This window comes from Fervidobacterium sp. (genome assembly GCF_059913585.1).
Genome location: NZ_DBOLZL010000004.1, coordinates 12,936 through 33,694, shown reverse-complemented (window position 1 = coordinate 33,694; position 20,759 = coordinate 12,936). Strand labels below are relative to the sequence as shown.

19 protein-coding genes, 1 pseudogene and 1 CRISPR repeat array are annotated in these 20,759 nt (G+C 37.4%); of the genes and pseudogenes, 1 reads left to right on the top strand and 19 read right to left on the bottom strand.

The window, feature by feature from the left end:
- Positions 1–301: 301 nt before the first annotated feature.
- The 19 genes and pseudogenes from AC3M61_RS00530 to cmr1 form a co-directional block, all read right to left on the bottom strand.
- Positions 302–1,141 carry a hypothetical protein gene (locus AC3M61_RS00530; RefSeq protein ID WP_500779004.1) on the bottom strand — a complete coding sequence of 280 codons (840 nt, stop codon included), beginning with the start codon at positions 1,139–1,141 and terminating at the stop codon, positions 302–304.
- A 16-nt stretch (positions 1,142–1,157) separates the two neighbouring features.
- Positions 1,158–1,526, bottom strand: coding sequence for a hypothetical protein (locus tag AC3M61_RS00525; RefSeq protein WP_500779003.1), 369 nt, complete (start codon positions 1,524–1,526; stop codon positions 1,158–1,160).
- A gap of 26 nt (positions 1,527–1,552) precedes the next feature.
- A complete protein-coding gene (locus AC3M61_RS00520; RefSeq protein ID WP_500779002.1) occupies positions 1,553–2,959 on the bottom strand; it encodes a VWA-like domain-containing protein in 1,407 nt (468 codons plus the stop codon).
- Between the two features lie 26 nt (positions 2,960–2,985).
- Entirely contained in the window at positions 2,986–3,975 is a 990-nt protein-coding gene (locus AC3M61_RS00515) for an AAA family ATPase (RefSeq protein ID WP_500779001.1), read from the bottom strand.
- 417 nt (positions 3,976–4,392) lie between these two features.
- Entirely contained in the window at positions 4,393–4,788 is a 396-nt protein-coding gene (locus AC3M61_RS00510) for a YkvA family protein (RefSeq protein ID WP_500779000.1), read from the bottom strand.
- Positions 4,789–4,818: 30 nt separating this feature from the next.
- Positions 4,819–5,187: a YkvA family protein gene (locus AC3M61_RS00505; protein WP_500779006.1), complete on the bottom strand. Its 369-nt coding sequence runs from the start codon at positions 5,185–5,187 to the stop codon at positions 4,819–4,821.
- A 12-nt stretch (positions 5,188–5,199) separates the two neighbouring features.
- Positions 5,200–5,406 (bottom strand): annotated as a pseudogene (locus AC3M61_RS00500) (DnaJ domain-containing protein); the annotation flags it as partial.
- A gap of 229 nt (positions 5,407–5,635) precedes the next feature.
- Complete coding sequence (locus tag AC3M61_RS00495; protein WP_500778999.1) at positions 5,636–6,004, bottom strand: hypothetical protein; 369 nt, start codon at positions 6,002–6,004, stop codon at positions 5,636–5,638.
- Between the two features lie 153 nt (positions 6,005–6,157).
- Positions 6,158–6,937, bottom strand: a complete 780-nt coding sequence (locus AC3M61_RS00490; protein WP_500778998.1) for a DarT1-associated NADAR antitoxin family protein — start codon at positions 6,935–6,937, stop codon at positions 6,158–6,160.
- 70 nt (positions 6,938–7,007) lie between these two features.
- Positions 7,008–7,706: a DarT ssDNA thymidine ADP-ribosyltransferase family protein gene (locus AC3M61_RS00485; RefSeq protein ID WP_500778997.1), complete on the bottom strand. Its 699-nt coding sequence runs from the start codon at positions 7,704–7,706 to the stop codon at positions 7,008–7,010.
- 29 nt (positions 7,707–7,735) lie between these two features.
- Positions 7,736–8,122, bottom strand: a complete 387-nt coding sequence (locus AC3M61_RS00480; RefSeq protein WP_500778996.1) for a hypothetical protein — start codon at positions 8,120–8,122, stop codon at positions 7,736–7,738.
- Between the two features lie 46 nt (positions 8,123–8,168).
- Entirely contained in the window at positions 8,169–8,843 is a 675-nt protein-coding gene (locus tag AC3M61_RS00475; RefSeq protein WP_500778995.1) for a DarT ssDNA thymidine ADP-ribosyltransferase family protein, read from the bottom strand.
- Positions 8,844–9,530: 687 nt separating this feature from the next.
- A complete protein-coding gene (gene cmr6, locus AC3M61_RS00470; protein WP_500778994.1) occupies positions 9,531–10,514 on the bottom strand; it encodes a type III-B CRISPR module RAMP protein Cmr6 in 984 nt (327 codons plus the stop codon).
- Between the two features lies 1 nt (position 10,515).
- Complete coding sequence (gene cmr5, locus AC3M61_RS00465; protein WP_500778993.1) at positions 10,516–10,986, bottom strand: type III-B CRISPR module-associated protein Cmr5; 471 nt, start codon at positions 10,984–10,986, stop codon at positions 10,516–10,518.
- A 13-nt stretch (positions 10,987–10,999) separates the two neighbouring features.
- On the bottom strand, positions 11,000–12,025 hold the full coding sequence (cmr4, locus tag AC3M61_RS00460; protein ID WP_500778992.1) for a type III-B CRISPR module RAMP protein Cmr4: 1,026 nt from the start codon (positions 12,023–12,025) through the stop codon (positions 11,000–11,002).
- Positions 12,013–13,332 (bottom strand): hypothetical protein, encoded by a 1,320-nt coding sequence (locus AC3M61_RS00455; RefSeq protein ID WP_500778991.1) that lies wholly within the window; start codon positions 13,330–13,332, stop codon positions 12,013–12,015. Before AC3M61_RS00455 ends, cmr4 begins: the two co-directional genes overlap by 13 nt.
- The gene (gene cmr3 / locus AC3M61_RS00450) at positions 13,332–14,429 is read right to left on the bottom strand and encodes a type III-B CRISPR module-associated protein Cmr3 (protein ID WP_500778990.1); all 1,098 of its coding nucleotides are present in this window, start codon (positions 14,427–14,429) and stop codon (positions 13,332–13,334) included. The genes AC3M61_RS00455 and cmr3 overlap by 1 nt, the downstream gene beginning before the upstream one ends.
- Positions 14,430–14,431: 2 nt before the next feature.
- Positions 14,432–17,143, bottom strand: a complete 2,712-nt coding sequence (cas10, locus tag AC3M61_RS00445; RefSeq protein WP_500778989.1) for a type III-B CRISPR-associated protein Cas10/Cmr2 — start codon at positions 17,141–17,143, stop codon at positions 14,432–14,434.
- Between the two features lie 48 nt (positions 17,144–17,191).
- A complete protein-coding gene (gene cmr1, locus AC3M61_RS00440; RefSeq protein WP_500778988.1) occupies positions 17,192–18,394 on the bottom strand; it encodes a type III-B CRISPR module RAMP protein Cmr1 in 1,203 nt (400 codons plus the stop codon).
- Between the two features lie 123 nt (positions 18,395–18,517).
- Between cmr1 and AC3M61_RS00435 the strand changes: the two genes are divergently transcribed.
- Entirely contained in the window at positions 18,518–18,703 is a 186-nt protein-coding gene (locus AC3M61_RS00435; RefSeq protein WP_500779005.1) for an IS1/IS1595 family N-terminal zinc-binding domain-containing protein, read from the top strand.
- Between the two features lie 62 nt (positions 18,704–18,765).
- Positions 18,766–20,002: direct repeats of the CRISPR family, unit length 30 nt; unit sequence GTTTCCATCCCTCATAGTCACTTCTAAAAC.
- Between the last annotated feature and the right edge of the window lie 757 nt (positions 20,003–20,759).

Genomic DNA, 20,759 nt, shown 5'->3' with positions numbered 1-20,759 from the left:
TTTTGGAAAATTGGAGGTGAGAAAAGATGTCTTTTTCGATGTTCTCCAGCATGAATACTTGGTTTTTGAAAGGTTGTCATGTTGTTTTCTTTACCTGTCAAAGACCGTAATATGGCATAGATAAACGAGTTAAGGTTATCGGTTCGTTTCGAGGTCCACACGGGCTCGGGCGTCAGTCAGAATTTGAAATTTAGAAGATTTTCAATTGTATTTTATCATTTTTTGATGTTTGAAGTCAAATTTCGTAAGATGATTAGTTATAGATTTACCATCCTCTTAGAGTAGTTCATTGATGTAGAAATTAATCGATGGCACCATCAGAGTTATGTAGAAACTCTGTTTCGTTGTCTTGCTTGGTAAATTTGTTCATTTCAATGATGTTTTGCTCCGTTAATGAAAATGCCTTGTTTATTTTTGAGAGAGCCTCTATGATAATTAGGTGGAGTGGTATTGGAGAGTAATAGTATTTGTAATGTGTTTGAACAAGATCTGAAATGACTGTTTGGATGAGTTTTTCTAAGCGTATTTTTTCAACAGTTATTAAAAAGTTGTAAGAATAATCCGCAATGATTTTCGTTTCTAAATAGCTGGAAAATTTTTGGTACGTAGTTTTTGATACCTCAATTTGTATATCACATTGAACTTGGAGTTCGTCTTCTTCCAAATTTCCTAAGCCCAACTGGGAGAGTTTTTCAATCGTTTGAAGGTAAATGTCTTGAAACGAGCTCTGTTTTTTTCGTGTTAAGGTGTAATCCTTCAGTAGTGATATGAAATCTGGATATTCATCTGATGTAACCATTAGGTCTTTCACTTTGCCTTTGCCATTCGATATTTCAAATAATCCCGAATCAGTAAGTAAATAGAAGGTGATGTAATTAAAAAATGTTTGTGCAAATGATTTGAATTTTTCTAACTTTAAAACGAAGAATGGTCTTTTTAAATCAACCATCTGGGATGGTTCAATTTGTTTGTTTTTTATCTTTTCTAGTGGTGTTTCAATAAAGATGTATTTCGGTTCACCATAAACGTTTTGTATTTGAAATGTTGTGAACTGGCATATGTAAATGTTGAAAAAATCTTGACAGTCGACAGAGATGTCATTTCCCTTACTATTTTTCACTTTACTTATTTCAATCAGCATATTCTCCCCCTTTCGTTCACAATCCGAAGACGGTGATATATCCATCTTGGTATTCAACGGTGTAACTTAACTGCTCCGAAAGTCCTTCAAACTCTCCTTTGTAGGTGACGTTTACTCTGAATTCACCCTTGTCTTCTGCCACTGTTTTTTTTAAGTTTTCCAAAAATTTCTCTGCAAATTCTTTTTGGTTGATAAAATGTGCAAAATCGAGTAAATCATCTGGAATAAGTGTCGAGAAATAGATATATACTTTTCTACCATCTGAGACAAAACGTATGATTGCTTCCTCCTCAAAGTCCAGTCCAAATTCGTCGAGTTTAATCTCAGCGATACCGACTTTCGCATTGAGAACAGCTCCCTCTGTAACCGTGAATATCTTTCTCAAATTATCTCCTCCTCTCGTTGATAATATCAGTCATCGATAAGAATCACATTTCCAAGTTTCTTCGCTTTCTTTTCATATTCTTTGTCATGTTTGCTTGGAAAGACGAATACTTTTGTTGCCTTTAGGGTCTTGAGTTCTTTTTCTGGGAAGTCGTCGTATCCATCGGTAAAAATAATCAAAACATCTGCTGTTTTCAAATCATTTTTCTCAGCTTGTTGGAGGGCTGTTTTTAGGTTTGTTCCGCCTCTGTCTGTAACGACGAGCTCTTGATTTTTTCGACGAAGTAGTTGTCTTGGACTGATGTCAACAGAGAAAAAGTAAAGAATAACACTCACGTTTAGTTTCGATGTCAAACCAGACACCTCATCAACGAATCTCTGAAGTACTTTATCGGAAACAGAACTGCTACTATCGATAAATGCGACAATTTTAGGAGCCCGTGTGTGAGTAATTCTCGGAGCTGTGTTGTAGCGTTTATTCAGTCTGTGTTTATTAACAATCAACTTGTCCTGACTACTCACTGAGCTTATAACATTGGCAAGTAGGTAGTTCCAATCTAGTTTTGACTTGGATGGTTTCAGTTTTAGATATGCATTTAATCTTTCGTATCCTTTTAGTTTTTTCGCTTCTTCCTGTGCTTTCGATATTACCGTATCTGCAATTCGTTCGAGCGTTTCACTTAGAAAAGTTTCAGTATGGGTGCCTTCGTTCTGTATGAAGTCACCGTTGAGGATGTGTTTTTCATGTTCATGATAAACATCGTTTACGCTGTTGGTTTTAAGAGTTTCAAGAGTTTTTTGTATTGCTTCTTTATACCTTAAATAAAGCACTGCAGTCAATTCTTCTGCAGTGTAGTCTCCTGTAAGTAGCTTTGTTTTTCCAACAAAAATGGGTCTTTCGTAGTTTTTATCAAAGTTTTCTTCCAAAAAGTCTTCGGGGGATACAAGCAATACATCGAGGTTTCTGAATTCAACTATCTGTTCGTTGATTATGCTGTCAGTTGCAAGGTTGTATAGGTAAGTCATTATTGGTCCTTCGATTTTTAAAAGAAAGTCCGACTTTTGGTTTATTCGACTCCCGTTCACTATGACACTTTTCCCAAGCATAAATATATGACCCGAGATGATGTGCCAAAGTTCGTGTTTAACAATTGCACGCAATAAATACACAAGCTGGTCAGAATTCATATATGGGAATTTCTTTACTATGTTCTCCATATTTACATATATTTTGAATTTAAGGTCCTCTGAGAATCTGGCTGCAGCAATGCCGCATATCTTAGAGTCTTCGACTTCGACATAATTAAGTAAACCAGCATAAAGTAAGTCTTGGGGGTCTAAGAGAGTGTCTGGCTTGAAGAGTATTGCCTTAAGCAGTAAATCTCTGGGCTCGGCAGAAACAATCGAAGTTTTTAATCTATCTTTCTCTCCCACCCTATCACCCCACTTTTTTGAATCTGTTACCTAAGTATTTCTACGATTCTTGGATAAGCTTTCCTAAGGATTGCGAAACCTTTTGCATACCTTTCTGGGTTGTTTGCAATGTTTCTTAGCACCCCTGCCCATTCCTCATCGGTCAATGCATCGAGCGCTTCGTGAGGAACTTTGTCTATTATTCCATCACGTACCATGTTCAGTACTACCATTATTTTTTCCATAGGCTGGCTCTCTTTTATCTTTGCTACGTTGCAGTTTATAAAGTCTTCCGGTGAAAGAACATTCGATAAAAGTCTTCGTACAAATTCGGCGGCACCCTCCGGTCCTAGTATACCAGAGAGGACTTCAAGTTTTGTTTCGTAGGAAAATTCTTCAAGGTTTTCGATTACTCTCAACGCTCTTTCAAACGCCCTTGGGTTTGGAACTATACGTGGAAGTGGGATACTCTCTGTGAAAATGCCAAGATAGTCAAGCGTTTCAACCGCCGCAAGGATGTTTTTGATTTTGTAGCCCTTTTCTTGTAGATAGTCACCAAAATCCGAAGGAGAGTTTTGGACTGTAAGAATGATAAAGCGAGTGAGTAATGCTCTGTCATTCATTTCGCTTACAATGTAATCATCTGTTTCTGGATTTGCAGCTGCAACAATCGACAAATTATTTGGCAACACATGAGGTCCTATGCGTTTTTCCTGGACAAGTTGGAGCACCGCTTGTCTAACGTAAACTGGCGCTCTGTTAAGTTCATCTAAGAAAAGAATGGCTCCTTCATCTTGCTCGCCTGGCAACCAAGATGGTCTAAGAAATTCGGTTTTGCCGTTGATAGAAACAGGTAAGCCCATCATATCGCCCGGTTCGAGTTGAGAAAGTATCACAGTCTTCACTTCACGCTCTAACTCCTGACCGATTTGATAAACTAACTGTGTTTTTCCAACACCAGCGTGTCCAACAAGGAGAACAGGTTCATTCATCTCGATGAGTTTCTTAAGAACCTTCTTAAGTTCACTAATCCTCACCCTCTCAACCTCCTTTCAAATGTCAGCAAAAACCCAATAAAAGCTAACCTATCATCATGCACCAATATCTTTACATCAGATATTTCACATATTGTTCGAAAATAGCATTTTGAAAGGGGGTTAAAATCTCAAAGGCAAAAGTAAAAGGATTTCATCGCTGGCTCCATCGATTGTCGATATTGTGGAAAGTCAATCATCTATCGATGAGAATGAGGCAATTTGGAAGGTTAAAGAAAGGGATAAGAAGGGATTAAGAAAGCTGCAGAAACTATTCCGTTAGATGTTAAAAATATGCTGAACCATATAAAACGTTTTTATAAGAATTATTTGTTCATCAAACCACACCGCAAGGAGTGGGAGCAATCAAAACCTTGCGGTGTGGAAAAGGCTGGGGCTTGTGAAGATGGAGGAGAAGTCTCAGGCGAAATTCACAGAACTATTGCTTTCTTTCCATCTTTTGTATTCTTCGATTTCTTTATTAAACTTTTTCAGAACGAATTCTAAAACGCCTATATCATCTATGTAACCAAGAAACGGTATCACGTCTGGAATTAAGTCAACCGGTGTTAGAAAATAAATCAGAGCAAACGTAACAGCAACGATGGTATCCCAAGGCACTTTCTTGTAATTTCCTTTGGCATAGTCTTTAATCATGGATGCGAGTGTTTTGATGTTTAAAATTAAATCCAAACCGAGCTTGGCAAGGCTTGCTTTTCGAATTATACGGTTATATTTGTTTGCAACATCGTGAACATCATCTTTTGTTATTTTTTTAGAGCCGTTCAACACTACTTTCTTGTAATCGTTCTTCATATACTCTCACCTCACCCTTGTTCCCTATAATTATTTCTTTTTTAAAAACTCAACGTACTGGTCTATCACGTTTGCAATAGAAGCGAGCAACATTGTTAAGACCGTAAAGTCATCAGCTTGTCCAGCGATTGGTATAAGGTCAGGAATTGCATCTATGGGTGAAAGTATATAGATGAGAACAGCGATTATTGCCGCTATTATAACCGGACTAACCTTGAACTCTCCAGAGAATGTATCTTTTACTATACCAAACAAAAGTGTGAGTTTGTGTAGTATATCTATACTCCAACCCCATCTTCTTACTTTTGATTTGATTTTTTCTTCATTTCTCAGCACTTCTTTTGCATCTTCTTCGGAATATTCCCTTCCGCTAAAGTCTACATATTCGCTTTCTTTCATGCGTCTGATAACATCGTATTCTGCGCGCAGGTCAGGATTGCTCAAAACCTCGTATGCTTCTTGTATTTCTTTGAACCTTTCTTCTGCTTCCCTTTTCTTTTCCCCTGCGAACCTGTCCGGATGCCATTGTTTTATGAGCCTTTTGTAAGCCTCTTTTATTTCCTCCATAGTTGCATTTTCAGACACACCTAAAATCTTGTAGTAATCTTTCATTCTCATACGAACACCTCCTATCATATATATACGTTCATATATACATTTTCTGACCTTATATCATCCAACGACGCATTCGTCGAGAATTTTTGTAAATTGCCTTTCTTAAAAACCATTTAATCAAATACCTTAGGATTCTATTGAACTCTCTCAAAAAATTACTTGTGTAAATCGTCGCCACCTTCTTTCTGTTTTTCTCTATTTAAGTTTGTCGCGTAATTGTTTATTCAGCATTTCAGCAACCCCATCTTTCATCTTCAAGTGGTTCGTTATATTCATCCTTTCTCGGTATGTGTCCTAACTTTATTGCAAGAAATTCTACGTGCTTAGCCAACGTTTCATCGCTCATCATGGAAGAAAAGACACCAACTTGACGCTTTCCAATATTTTTGTTTTCGTTCTTAGATGAATCTCCAGCAAGATTTACCTCTTTCGCCTTCTTTTTAGAACCCCACATGTATACATATGCAATATACAAATTCTTGTCGTTTGCATCTCTTGCAATAACAAACCTACATCTCTCTTTGTTCCCTAATGCTTTTTTCACTCTCAAAAGTATTGGTAAACTCTCCATCACGTTTCTACCTCTCCAAATTTCAAGCATATATTTCCCCCTAATCTGAAAGCTAATAGCTTCAGAATTTTGCACCTTCTAATTAATAAAACATATAAGACATCAAAATCTGACAAAAAATTTCGAGACTGATTACTTTGTTTTTTTCACACCAAAGTCATTCGAGCGTATATCCTGTCTTACTTAACGAACCTTCTTTCTGTTTTTAGAAGTCTCTGGAAAGCCTTCGAATCTTAATTGTCCTTCAGATTTGATTTGTTTGTCGTTGGCATTTTGCTGTCTACCAGCAATTATTTGTTTGTAATTTTCCACGCTCTCCAGTGCTTTTTCCAGAAGTCCTCTTCTGTATAGTGAAACATACAGTGCGGCAGCTTTAGCCTGGCAGTTAATTGATTTTTTTGGATTGAATTCGATGTCTGTGAATGCATCGTATTCAGTAATTTTTTTCCTTAGCCTTTTGTTTTGGTAAACAGCGTTTATGTATATCCAATCGTAAAATAACGTTTTAGGTTCAAGTGGCCATTCAATTCCAAGAAATCTAAAGCCTATTAGTTTCTTGCCTTCTTTCAGCCTTGGGTCTTTCTTTGCTTCAGATGGGCTTTTTTCAAGTAAGTCTAAGTATTGAACACCTTCTGGTATACCTTCTGCTTCAAAGACCTTGCTTGACTGGAATATGTTCTCAACGGGAATTTCTTTTTTCAATTCTGGATGATAGAATTTCAGTCTAAAGGCACTTAGCTCTACTCCAAGTTTTGTATTTGATTTTGTGGAAATCTCCAGCACTCGAGTTTTATTGTGAGCTAATCCGTAGGTTTTTAAATAATTTTCGTGCAAAGACTGTATTGACTTTTGCTTTTGGGATTTTGCAAACCCTGGGAACCATTCAAATTCAATTTCCACTTCGTCGACAAATTTCTGACTGTTTTTATCATCGCTTACCACAAAAACTATTCTTTTTGCCATATAAAATCCCCCTAAATAACTGATTTATGTTCCCAAACACCGAATCAGTGCAATTATATCAGTTCAGTCTTCAGCAGTTACTATGAACTTGCATCCCATTCGATTTTGACCAATACCAGTAATCAAATCTGGGTCCAAAGTAATCGTTCTCCAAACCTTGATAGTTCAAGAAATCTTGATTAATCAAAACTTTCTGAGTCAAACCAGTTAAATCAGTATTTAGAATGGGCCAACAGTCTTCAAGTACAATAAATTCTATATACTTTTGCTCAATCCTGTCAAAAACAAGAACTTCAGCTTGTGGGTCTGTAGTATATCTGTCTGGTAATCCCAATAAGTCTCTGATACCATGCTCGTTATCAAACATCTTAAAGAAAGCATTCAAGGTTTTCCTTTGCTCAATAGGGATTCTTGAAATTTCTTTACAGGAAGCGTTTTTCCAGTTAAATGCGCAATCCTTTTCCCAAAGGATGTCAGGTTTCAACAATAGAACTGCCCATTCTCTTTCGTGATACTTTTGTCTCACTGAGTAAAACATCAAGTAATTTGGAAAAGATATTGACAAACATACCGCATTAGAGTATCCATCAATCCTTTGAGGGTCAGTAGAAATGTAAGGGATACTTCTTTTTTGCAGCTCTGTGATTGGTAGAAGTCCATGTCTTAATATCGAATTTAAGTTGTTAAGCGGTGTAAAGTGAACGAGATATGATATTCCTCGTTTTCTAATTTCTTGTTTTAGGAGATTTTTCTCCTGTTGATTAAGCATCCATTTCTCACCTCACATTAAATGAGTTTTCAACACGTTTCAGGGTGCTCGTGAGAACCATCCGATGGTATTTCGCTATCGTGTTCGGGAGTTTCGGGCAGTTTTCCACCTGAGAGTAAGTAGTTAGATAATATTTCAGCAAGAACTGTTTTGAAATGCATATACTGGTGAAGAACCTTTTCTGCCTCTGTAAATACTCCGTTGTCCTCTTGCTTTCTACCAGCCATAATATCGGCAATTTCATACTGTACCGTCGTTGCAACGAGCCCCCATCCCAGGAAGATATCCATCATACGCCTTACCAATTCTTTACCAAGATTCTTTTCCAAATCCTCTCTCAGGCTGGTCATATATTCCACGAACTTGTTTATTTCTTGGAATTTTTCGTACGCTTGGAACAAAACCCTAAAATCCATACGCTCACCCTCCTCCTTTATTCAACCACCGTCTTGCCAATTGCAGTCACCCAATACCAACAGTGCGCCATATTTCCTCAGCTTTTCTCCACAAAAAATACGTGCTGTCAACAATGAATTTGTCGGATGCTTTTTGGCTGATTGAAGATAAGTAAAGAGGGTAGATACAGGAACTGAACAAATCTTCTAACTTTTCGACAACTACGTATTTGATGTATTCCGGCTCTAAGTCTTCAATAACCATCACTTCAGCTTGATAATCGGTTGGGTATTCTGGTGACAACCCCATTTGCCTACGTTTTTCTAAATTTCCAAACATTCTCTTGAATGCTTCTGGTGTCATTTTCTCATCACGTTTTAAACAACTCACCTGTCTATTTGCTGCGTTTGTCCATGTGAAAATACAACTTTTTTCCCAAAGCACCTTAGCATCAATGAGTAAAACAACGTAAGTCCTATTTGGATTGTTTTTTCTAAATTTCCAAAACAACTTGTAGTTAGGAAACGACACAGACAAGCAAATAGCATCGTCAACCCCATCCATCCTGCGAGGGTCATTAAATTCATACCTGATTCCAAGGTTTCTCAGTTTACGAACAGACAGAAGACCATATTTTAGAATAGATTGTAGATTCTCCTCAGGAGTGAAGTGAACCAGATATTTGATACCCCTACTTTTTGCTTCTTTCATAATTTCCATCTTCAGGGTGTAATTATCCATGAGACCACCTCCAGGAGAATGGAATTTTATTTTCCATAAATAAAACGTTCCAGAGGCAGTAATCTGACAGGGGAAAATGAAGGGGGTTCTATTCGAATATCAGAAAACCATTTATTCAACAAGAAGAAAAAATAGAAGATGAAGCCAAAGATTTGCTGAATATTTTGAGGACAAGAAGTAGAAAGCAGTGAAGTGCACGGAATGGAAGGAGGGACTATAAACAGATTCGAAAAAGCTTTGGACATTTGAGGTTCCTAAGTAGGTGGGTCTGTCAGTTCAAGTCAAAAATCCCCATATATTTTCGACCAAACTGACAAAACTTTTATTAAAAACGCCAAACATTTCAGTTACAGATACCAAAACACAGTAGCTATCGAAGGCTTTAGTTTTGTAAATCATTAAGAAACCCCATGCTGCCGACTGCTGAGCTATGTCGAAATTATATTTTCAGTGCTCAGTATACTAACACTCGGCAGCATGAGGAGAATGAAGGGAACGAATTTTAGTTTCACTCTGTCAAATATGAACGATTCAATCACAACTAATTTTGTCTCATATATTAAAACGACAAATTCAGGAAAATCTGACAAAGTATTTTAGATTTTTCATGTGTCAAAATAACTTGCATCCACTCAATCTCTATGAGCTTTTTGTTGTGTTTATACCACCAACTAAACAGCCTTCTTATTATTTAAAGATACCATAACCTATCGCTGTTTTCGCACCTATTCCGTAATTGAGAAGCGTTTCTATCATAAGGGCTTTGGCAACTTTGACAAGTCTTGCATCTCTGCTGGCTAAAATAAACCAGAATTTTGTCTTCTCAACTGTAAGGAATTTTATAGGATTAGGCTCTTGCCAATCTGCTGGTGCCTTCTGTTCTGTGTAGTAATCCGGATAATGTGGATTCATTATGTCCAATGCAAGTTTTATTTCGCTACTAGGATACGCATCAAAAAATATCACTTTTCCTTCTCTTTGTTGCGTTCCAAAAAGCTCTGAAACTTCCTCCAACGTAACCGAATAACTTTCGGTATATTGTTCATTGTCTTCTGTCCTGAGGGTAACATTAATTTTTAAGTCTCTAATATCTTTATACTTATCTTCCGAAGAGTCGGATGGTTTTGGCAATCCTTCCTCTATAGCCCTGCTAATTTTGAGTAACTTCTCCTCAAAACTTTCGTTTGTACTTTCAAAAACCTCGGCAAACTTCATGACTGTCCAATGTCTTGTCACACCCTTTATAGCGCTTCCTGGGATGTATGGAACTCCGCATGTATGGTGCAAAATCATAGACGTTTCCTGCGGATGAACACCACCAAGTCCCAAAACCAATCGCCAAAAAACTCGCAGACTCTTCGTTTCTACCTGATATCCTGAACTTTTTAGTTCTTCGATTAACTTGTATCTTCGACTATTTGTCGCATCCAGAAAGTCTTTGTCCCATTTAAACCGTGCAATATCTTCATTTATTCGAATGGACAATTGAGATCCTCTGAATATCAGTTTTGGAGTATTGAAAAGATAAATGAAATTAAATTCCGAAAACTTATTATCGCTCAGCTCATAATTGTTATTACCAAGGTAAGTAGCTAACACTTCGTAAAAGTGCTTATTTGGTAACGCGAATTTCGGAGGGGGAATTTTAATGGGAGTATTGTCGTTACTCATATCAATCTTCTCCTCCTTCAATTAAACCTTCTGCAAATCTACGTAGCCAATTGAAAAATGCTAAAACTTCGTTTGTCAGTTGCCTGTAGGTCTGTGGATCACAATTTACGACAAATTCCACCAGAGCTTCAGCTTCATCTTCTTTCTTTGGGATGCTAAACTTCACAGCAGTAGCATCACTATTAAGATAATCAAAAATCTGCTTAGCAATAAGGTCATATGCATTTAGTGGTTTCTCCTGACTTGATTGTCCACCTTTCCTCTTAGACAATATAAATGCTAAAGTATGTCCAAGCCCGTTCGAAAGAATCATTGCTGGAATGCGCTTTACATAAGATTTGTAGTTCTTGTCCTTATACCATTTACCATTAATTTCAAATGCTTGCGACACTATAGCTTTGCCTTCCAAAGCACAATCGTACGCAAATTTTGCTCTACCACTTTCAAGCTTTTGTATAGCGGTTTCTGGCATATACATGCGCCTCCTATTTCATAAAGCGTAGTCTTACAAAACCCTTACCTATCGTTTGATTACCACCAATTTGAATAACCCCTGGTACCGCCTGGACAAAAAAGCTCATAACATTTTGCGCTTCTTCATCTATGGAAATACCTTTCAGCTTTAATTTTTCTTTTGTTTCCTCATCTACCATCAATTCAGAAGCCATTACTAAAGAATACATAATTGTGTCCTGAGGCAAGTATTCTTCTGTCCAGAGCGCACCTTTTTGAACGGTTCCTGTAACATCATCAATCTTGACGCGTGTAATAACCTCCGTTGAAGTTGAGCAAAAGTCTTTAAAATCATCATTTGAAAGTATAACAAGGTCTTTTTTCAACTTCTCTTTCAAGTATGCGTAAGCTACATCGCTTCCAAATATGCTTTCTGCTAGGAATTGTGCCACTTTTCCTGTATCTTTATTCTCGCTTACTTCAAATGTGTATTCTTCGACTACTACTACTCGCATTAGTTCGTTGTTATCATTTTTCTTTATCACAACGTTTGAATTTTCTGGAATAGTATTCACCAATTTCTCAAAGTCAATATTCAAGAAATCATTTAACAAGTTGTTTTGTTCATCCGAACTATCTATACTATTGACCATTTGAAATTCCTTTCTAAATTTCTCAAGTACCATTGGACACGTAATCCATGCAAAAACTCCTCTTAAAGACCTTACTGGAAACAGTAAGGTTCTTGCATCAGTGAGTGCTATCGCGCTTGCGTGAGCATCATCGCTATCTTCAGGACCAAGAACCAACGAAAGGTAATCTTGTCCACATTCGTTGTCTAACGGTCTAAATCTTTCATTTTTCAACTCAACTTCCTTATTTGCACGTCTTACAGCTTCCTTTATGGCTCCTTTTAGGCTTGAAGATTCAATCTTTGGAAAATTTGTGTGTTTCTCTCTTTGTATCGGAAGATCTACAACACCGGAAATAGAATCCCCAGCCCCCGCATGTAGTGGCGTTTCTGTTACTATAAACATAACCTTCCCTACTCGATACATTCAAGTTCACCCCCGTTTATTAGACAAAGCTTGTATTTCGTAGTATCATTAACCTTTTTTGCGTTTTCATGGAAATACTCTACATACTCATTACCACTATTGTGAGCTTTGACATCAAATAAACCAACGTAAAGAATAGGCTTCTTATCGGGTTGCTCAACTTTGTAAAGTATTCTTATATTGTTACTGACATTTTTGAAGACTCTGAAACCTTCAGGAAGTTTCTTATCACCACCGTCTATTTGGTGATTGCATGTCTCAGTTGAACCGTTGGCCAGACAGTTATTGATTATCCGTCGAACACTTTCGATGACGTTTCCTCTTTGTGTCTTTTCTAAATCCTGATATTCTTTCCATGCTATTTCAGAAAGGTAGACATATGGATAATTGCTTTTAAAACGCTCCCACAAAATCTCCCCAAAAAGGTTAAGTTTGAAATATTCATCGTCGCCTAAATCATCTTCATCGGCTGAGTATTCTAGAAGGTTACTAATAGAACTTATATCCTCATTGTAGTCTTTTAAACTAAGGATACCTTTTTTATCCATATCAACAAATAACTTTAGGTATTTCCTAAATACATCGTAATCAACCTTTAGTGGTAGCGGTGGTATCTTCAAAAGCACATCAGAATCTTCAAAGATGTAGTAAGTTTCACAGTTGAAAACCTGACCTAATATAGTGAGATAAGATATAGCGGCTTTGTATCCACTCGTGATATTAATCACTAAATTTTCCCAATAACCTTCATATACTTCGCCATTTTCCTCATAAGCTGAAGCGTATCCTGCTAGTATCTTGAAAACTTCCCTCAACCCCTCCTTAAAATCCACCCAATTACTGACTCTGAAACGTCTAACTGTTTCTCGTCGAATATCTGAAACGACTTTGAGGTCCCGCTGTATTACCAAGTTTTCTACGTAGTTCCCTACTATTTCACCAAGTAGTGTGTCAGATTGTAATAGGATAATATCGAATGATTCTACTCCCCGATTTTGAAGCTCAGTTATTATCCTTTCAATACTTTTTAACTCAGCACATATCTCGCTTAACTTTAATGCCTTTCCTCGTTTTGAAACCTCTTCGATGAACTTTTCAAGAGCTTTTTCAATTCTCATAACTTCATGACTGTATAAGTCGCGTAGACTTTGGTGCGACAACTTTGTTGGTTTCGTGTCTTCTTCTCTAAGTTTCTCAATATCCCACTTAAGATCTTCATCGTCATCGTGAAATTCCAATAATTTGTCAAGCAAGGATGTTCCTACGAAAGTAACAATCTTTTTGTGACCTGAATATCTTTTGTACATCACTTAACCCTCCCCACAAATGATAGCCCCCAACCTTGTTCTTTATACTTATCTGAGATATTCTTAAAATGGAATGTATCAACTATTCTCTGTACATCTACATCGTTTATCACTTCAAAGTAGTAGACACTACCCTCCGGCACCACTCTATACATTTCCTTTGGCTGTTTTTTAGCAATATCCCACCCCCCAATTGTGCGGAACTTTCCTATAACAGCACCAAGGAGCTTTAATTCAATCCCGTTATATGTTCCTGTTAAGCTAATATCATCTATCCATTCTGGAATCCAACCTTTTGAAAAGATTGCAGGCGTTGCTAAGTAGATTTTGAATACTTTATCTTTAGCATCAAGCTCAAACCTTTGTATATTATCTAACTCATGGAAGTCTGTAAGTTTTCTTATCGTTGCAAACTTGCTCTCACCACCAAGTTTTAAGAACCCATGGTCAGGAGTTTCTTTCTCTATACCTTCAATGCCAATCAGGAGTTTATACCCTTCTTTCAGACGTATCATCGGAATCCGGTAGAGAAAACCTTCCTCCGACGCTTTTGTTTTAGGATCCCTTTTGATACCTGTCTTTGTTTCCGTGATATAAATCTCATTAGGCCGTTTGAATCTGTGACTAATATCTTCACCATTTAGATATCTGTAAAAGTTGATTAATTCTAAGAATCCTTCGACCTCTTCTGCATCTTCTTCTTTGTTGTTAATTAGCAGACAATCTGTTACAGAGTTACTTAGAGCTATGGGGTTATTTTTCAACAGACCAAGTTTGAATGTTTTGTCAGATGTTTTTAGCAGATCTTTTGGTGCGGGGAAGTAAATATATGAATTATTGGCTCCATCTTGCATGATTAAAGGACCAAGAATTCTCAAGTTTCCTGGGGAATCTACTGTTCCAAGCCACTCGTGCATTTTTCCTCTCTTAAAAGCATCTAAACCTCCAAACAATTCTATAAGCCATGTTCTAAATGCCCCAAAAATAGTTGACGGATAAGGTGGAAAGACCTGGAGTGCCCAGCTTTCCACACCCATGGTGAACGGCCTGGCATCTCTAAAAAACAGAGTATCAAATGGTTCGATACTGAAGAACATTTCTAATCACCTCTATTCATAAAGCTAACAATCTCAAGAAGATCAGCAAACCTTTGGAGCTTATTCTCTTTTGGTAATCCTACTCCACCATATAACCAAATTAACATTCTAACAATGCGTTCAACAAAGTTTTTTCGTTCCTCGCTTGATTCTTTAACTGAGCTGTTGTAAGCACGTTCTACGAGACGTTTGATTTCTACCTCTACGATTCTATCGGCTAGTTTTCTAGCTTGTATTCTCTCAAATTCTTTTCTTAAAGTGTTTACAAATCGATTGGAGATGTACCTGGGTTCGTCATTGTCCATAGCTCTTTGAAGTTCTTTCAAAATTCTAGTCGTAAGAATTGAGTCTTCCGAATCATTTTTATAGATAGTGTCTACTAACCAGTTACACACTGCTGTTCTTTCACGACCACTCCCGGTTAGCAACGTAATTGCGAACCTATTACGGCCGGATTCTTTTGCCAAGTTGTTGGCTTTGAAAACTTTATCAACCACTATCTTGAGAGGCTCCCTGTAGTGCGCTATAACCACTCCAACAGAACATGTTGCTGTCAGTCCCATAGTAAGGTGATACATCCCATCTTTTAGAACAAAACCCGAGTTATTGCTGTAACTTGGAACAATAATTCCGTTATCATCAAACTCTATTTGCCCAGAAAATGCCCATCTTAATTTTTCAATCACATCGAATAAATCCCTTAAATTCACAAATGCAAGAACATCATCACCGCCAGCATAGACAAGTTTCCCAAGATGTTCTTCCTCAACTATTTTCCTGACAAATTCAATAGTGTAATTTCTCAATGCAACCGATATAGCCGAATGTGTTGCAGGTGTGAGTATTTTATTACCCATTAGCTCCTTAACTTTTCCTCTAAATTCTTCAGGTAGGTTTTGCCAAACACTTTGGGCATACCCATGCTCAACAGATGGTAACTTCTCTCCAGCAAGCCATTTACCCATCTCATCGCCGTCAAGATAGATCAAAGCGTAATACTTATTCGGACTCCTGCCTAAGGCTTTGTAAATCTCATTTAGTTTTTCTCTAAGCTTTCCTAAATTCCCAGCAATTTGTTCCTCGCCTACACCATCTATTTCAAATGCTTCTTTAATTCTGTCGAATGTTAAGTTTTCGATATATAGCCATGTTCCTTCAAGGTTTTCGGCTTGCTTTCCAACGGAGTTTTTCAATTTTGGCAAGGTTTTGATTGATAGTTCCTCATTACTGCACTCAACTACGGCCTTAAATAGTTCAACGTATTCATCATACAATTTCTTTGTTTCTTCTTTTGTCAATAGCATTTCCTTAAAATCGGCAACAGCAATTTCAGATGTTGGTGGAAAAGTAAAATCTTTGAAGACCTTATTGAAGATTTCGTCATTACGAAGGGCACTTAGATAAACATGGAACGTCCTTTTTAAAAAGCAAACAGCACACAGACCTTCCCTCTTCCTGATAACTTGATAACTAAACTTTCTCCTATTAAGTTTTGTATAACTCCCACTCTTACCGCCACGATAGAAAAAGTCTAAATTGTTTTTTACAAATACCGGTTCCCCATCAGGTTTGCGGAAAAATAAAGCGTTTCGCTCTCCACATATCGAGCATTTTCTCCCGGTTTCTTCGAACTGTTCAAACCTTCGAACGTTTTTAGTTCCCCTCAGAACCTTTTCCAAAGTTGTATAGAGAGGCTGGTAATAAAGCTCGACATCTGCTATATTAAAGTACTGATTGTTATTTTTTGCAAATTCGGTAAACTCACCCCATTTCTTTAGGTAATCTTCCGAAAAGAAATCTTTAAGCTCTTCTAAACTCACGTTTTGTTTTATGCCCCCACTTGAATCTTGGACGGTAAGCTTAACAGCAGCCCAATAAATTTCTGGAAAGTTTTTGAATTGGTCCTCAAAAATTTGTCTTAGCTCCTCATCGTCAAGCTCAAAATGTTCAAACAATTCATCAATTACATTTAATAATTCCACTCTAACTTTTTCTTCAATTCTCTTCGCCAAGTGTTTTATTTCATTATCGTCACACGTTCCAATTATAGCTACAAACCTATTTGGAATCGTGGGAAGAGCAACGGCCTGTGGCTCGAAGTTGTCAACAGTAATTTCTTTCTCGGAGATAAGATACCAATCCATCAAAGGTTGTTTATACATATCTGGATAAATCACGCTTGTCGGACCATATTGCTCGATAACCTCTTTCATTGCAACAAAAGTGAGATATGAAAGAATGAAACTTCCCAGATAAAAATCCTGAGTCTTTCGCGCCTGTGAGATGAAAGACTGTACAGGACCAATTGTGAATAGGAATAGAGAACTATTGTAAAGTTTCTCGTCAGAATAAAGTGCGGAAGAAACCTTTAGATGCTCCCAGATTGAAACATCAGGAAACTTTGCACTAGCAGGCATTACGAAAAGATATGGTGCTAGTTTCTCTTCTTTGAGATTCGCAGCCAGTCTATCCGTGAGGTTTCTCCAGATGTAGAAAGCCTTCTTTTCGCTGTTAGACATAGGTGGGAGCGACTCTAAAACTGCGGAAAGGGCTCTTTTAATCTTTTCTGCCAAATTATCTGTTCCTTCCCAGTCTACTTTCAAAAATCCTTCGCTTAACGGATGTTTAATTTCTTGAATATTCTCAAAAGGTTCTTCAGGAATTTTTGAACTTTTTTTCAGAAAGGAATCGTACCACTTTAATTTTTCTTCCATATCCCCGTCTCCCCTCATTTAATAGTTCCCAATGATGGCTTGAAACTTTTACAAATCATTAGAAGTTATCGAAACAACACCACCTTGTTTCTCTAAATCATCAAAGAAGTCGTCAAGTAACGTTCGAGCACCAAATTTGAAGGCTTTATTGCCAACTTGATCTGTACTTTCTCTTGGTTTTAATTTTACCTTGAATATCTTTTCAGGGAGCTTTGAGTCAAGTCTTATGAATACTGGAAAGTACGTGTCATCATGTGCTTTTATAACTTTTATGATAAGTGGAGAAGCCATTCTATCAGAGTAAGTATGCACTATTTTGACTTTACTTGATCTGTGAACTATCGGCATACCAAAAACAGCCACATCAAAGATTTTTGCCTTGTGCTTATCTCTAAATACTCTGTAGAATTCACCAGCTTTATTTAAAGCATCAATCCATGACCTTTCCTGAGGGAAGATTATAATTTTTGAGACTCCTCTGAAATTCAAACAAGAATAAGGCGCTCTGGATTGTCTTGACCCTTGTTCTGAGTTTACTATTTGAAAAATGCTTCTTAAGTTATTGGTTAAAAATTCTTTCAACTTAACATTATCATTAGCCCCATTTAAAATAAAATTCAGTCCACAGGTTTCGCCTTCAACCTCTGTGACTTCAAGGTTTCCTCCACCTCTTCTGGAACGTGCACCAAACCCTCCAAGATAAATAGATGCCCAAAGAGCAGCTACGGCGTTTTTAAATGCCCTCTCATCATACGATGAGACACTTATCTTAAACGTTTGCTCTGGCTTCAAAAACAAGTAATCTCGATATTCACTTTGGGTGTTTTGTTGTCCATTGTCAACATCTTTATTCACCTTAAACCTGATAACTGAGTACAACAAATAAGCAATTCCTGAATGCTTGCCTTTAAGAGAATCTTCTGTCCTGTCATAATACCAATTTAATTGATACTCACTCTTGACATTCTCTTTCGAAATGTCAAGTTCTTTTCCTGGATAAACTAGCAACGCAACGCTGGTTCTCCTAGCAGAACTATTTGTTTTACTAGTATTACTTGCTGAAATTCCCCCGAAAATCTTAAATTCTTCTTCTCTCAGTTTAGATATGTCGCTTTCGCATTTAAGTGCTCTCCACCAGAATCTTAACATTCCCTTAAACTCAGAAGGTCTTAATTCGGGTAACTCGCCAGGGAACGCACCATTCATAAACATCGGAGTTATAAGCCTGCACGTTAAAGTTAACTTTTTCACAGCACCGCCCCCATCTTTTATTTTGATAATGTTAACTAAAAGTATTGAAACTCACAAAAATCCGCATTATTCCTTAAACAAGGGACAACTCCCAACAACTCTTACCCAAAGCAGGTTCCCAAGCTGAATCCCCCAACTCCTTCTTGCCCAAAGTGTGGCTCTGCCAAACTATACAAAAACGGTCACGATAAATACGGCAATCAACAATTCCTTCGAAAAGTCTGCAATCATTCTTTCAGGTTTTCTCATTCTCATATGCACGCCAATAGCACCATTTCAGAATTAGCTACTTTCATCACTACAAGTTAACATTATCTACTCACTTCTAAAACTTGAGAAAATGAGACTCAGGCTGTATGTCAGTTGGGATTGTTTCCATCCTTCATAGTCACTTTTAAAACTGGGTGTTAGTAAAGGCAGTTGGGTAGAAACAAAATCAGATGAGTTTCCATCCCTCATAGTCACTTCTAAAACAACGTCCGGCGTTTCTGCAACTCAGGAAGCGCAACCCAAGGTTAAGTTTCCATCCCTCATAGTCACTTCTAAAACATGGTTCATGGATTTGTGTTTATGGTCTTCTACTTTGATACGGGTTTCCATCCCTCATAGTCACTTTTAAAACCAAACCGTCGGAACCAAAAAAGCTCGAAAAGATAGAGCATAAGTTTCCATCCCTCATAGTCACTTCTAAAACTGTATTTCCTCTTTCTTGTAACGTTCAATTCATTTCCTGTTTCCATCCCTCATAGTCACTTCTAAAACATGACATTCGAAATTAACGAGGTCAACGTTGAAATCATCAAAGTTTCCATCCCTCATAGTCACTTCTAAAACGGCGACCTTGTAGCAGTCTTTATTCCAGGGGTAAGATTAGGTTTCCATCCCTCATAGTCACTTCTAAAACGAAGATATATTAAGTTCCAGTGGACCTGATGGCGGAAAGGCCGTTTCCATCCCTCATAGTCACTTCTAAAACGAAAAGGGTCGGAGAATATGAGCAGGTGGAAGTCACGTTTCCATCCCTCATAGTCACTTCTAAAACCTTGATGCATTGCTCACTTCTGGAAAGTGGGCTGAAATAGTTTCCATCCCTCATAGTCACTTCTAAAACATGAATTAAAAATATACAAAGAATGGCGAGATTTAATCTCGGTTTCCATCCCTCATAGTCACTTCTAAAACAGAAAATCGGCTCAAGTGGGTGTATTGATTATACCTTCAGTGTTTCCATCCCTCATAGTCACTTCTAAAACCTCCCACATACAGGATGGATATTTGGAAGACCTTCCCATCGTTTCCATCCCTCATAGTCACTTCTAAAACGAAGGTATATTAAGTTTGAGTGGGCATGATGGCGAAAAGGCCAGTTTCCATCCCTCATAGTCACTTCTAAAACCAAGTCCCCGAGGTTCGTTGGGGGTTTCAAACGGATATTTAGGTTTCCATCCCTCATAGTCACTTCTAAAACAAGAGGCGGGGTTCCCCCCAAGCCCTCCGCCCCGGTTTCCATCCCTCATAGTCACTTCTAAAACAAACTGGGGCCACGAATACGGCTTCTTTTTCCTGGGCATTCTCGCCGTTTCCATCCCTCATAGTCACTTCTAAAACCCGTAAAACCCTCATAGATATTATACCACTATTTTTGTTAAATTTGACAGTTACATTTGTAAAAATTAAAAATCTCGTATTTATGCCTTTTTAAGTTAATCATAACCTGGAACTATCCCCCGAAAAAATGGCTAAATTTTGTGGTTTTACATAATCGTTACAATATGTGTTTTAGACAAGTATTATTAGTGCGGTTGTAGGAATTTTATTAATGATATATGAAGGTAAGTTTGGAATTTCTGGCATTTTTTGTTTGCTTTTATGATAATCAGTATTTGTAGTTGTATTGCAATGTTATGTATTATAGTACATGTTTTTTTCGAATATGCTTTATTTTAAAAGATTTTTGTAAATATGTTTTTCAGCATTTGAGAATAATTATGTTACTGTTATTTTCTCTCAGTTTAGGTAACAAAAAGATGTGATGTATATTAATATTGTAATAACAACTACACGCAAGGTGTAAATTTGTCAAGTGAGCTAAAGTAAAATGAAACTGAAGAAGAGCTCGGCAATTTACATTGCGTTTTTTTATATTCTGCAACACACCAACCGATATATTGCTGTTCGTTAATTAATATGCGCTTTATTTTGCGCAACACCTCGTGATTCTGGAACTGCCACAGATAACTTTAATGTTCATTGTTTATCCTCGGGTTTCATATTTTTCCCAAGGTAGTTTTCCAAATTCAAGGTGAGACCTTGCACCCAGGTTCCTTTAGATTTCCTCCTGCAAAGTACAGCATAGCTTTTGGCA

Coding starts and splice junctions, on each gene's coding strand:
- cmr5 (WP_500778993.1), bottom strand. CDS start 10,986: ATGCCAGAAACCGCTATACAAAAGCTTGAAAGTGGTAGAGCAAAATTT.
- AC3M61_RS00495 (WP_500778999.1), bottom strand. CDS start 6,004: ATGCTTGAAATTTGGAGAGGTAGAAACGTGATGGAGAGTTTACCAATA.
- AC3M61_RS00485 (WP_500778997.1), bottom strand. CDS start 7,706: ATGCTTAATCAACAGGAGAAAAATCTCCTAAAACAAGAAATTAGAAAA.
- AC3M61_RS00530 (WP_500779004.1), bottom strand. CDS start 1,141: ATGCTGATTGAAATAAGTAAAGTGAAAAATAGTAAGGGAAATGACATC.
- cmr3 (WP_500778990.1), bottom strand. CDS start 14,429: ATGTTCTTCAGTATCGAACCATTTGATACTCTGTTTTTTAGAGATGCC.
- AC3M61_RS00455 (WP_500778991.1), bottom strand. CDS start 13,332: ATGTACAAAAGATATTCAGGTCACAAAAAGATTGTTACTTTCGTAGGA.
- AC3M61_RS00480 (WP_500778996.1), bottom strand. CDS start 8,122: ATGGATTTTAGGGTTTTGTTCCAAGCGTACGAAAAATTCCAAGAAATA.
- AC3M61_RS00490 (WP_500778998.1), bottom strand. CDS start 6,937: ATGGCAAAAAGAATAGTTTTTGTGGTAAGCGATGATAAAAACAGTCAG.
- cmr6 (WP_500778994.1), bottom strand. CDS start 10,514: ATGAGTAACGACAATACTCCCATTAAAATTCCCCCTCCGAAATTCGCG.
- AC3M61_RS00505 (WP_500779006.1), bottom strand. CDS start 5,187: ATGAAAGAAAGCGAATATGTAGACTTTAGCGGAAGGGAATATTCCGAA.
- AC3M61_RS00510 (WP_500779000.1), bottom strand. CDS start 4,788: ATGAAGAACGATTACAAGAAAGTAGTGTTGAACGGCTCTAAAAAAATA.
- AC3M61_RS00475 (WP_500778995.1), bottom strand. CDS start 8,843: ATGGATAATTACACCCTGAAGATGGAAATTATGAAAGAAGCAAAAAGT.
- cas10 (WP_500778989.1), bottom strand. CDS start 17,143: ATGGAAGAAAAATTAAAGTGGTACGATTCCTTTCTGAAAAAAAGTTCA.
- cmr4 (WP_500778992.1), bottom strand. CDS start 12,025: ATGTATCGAGTAGGGAAGGTTATGTTTATAGTAACAGAAACGCCACTA.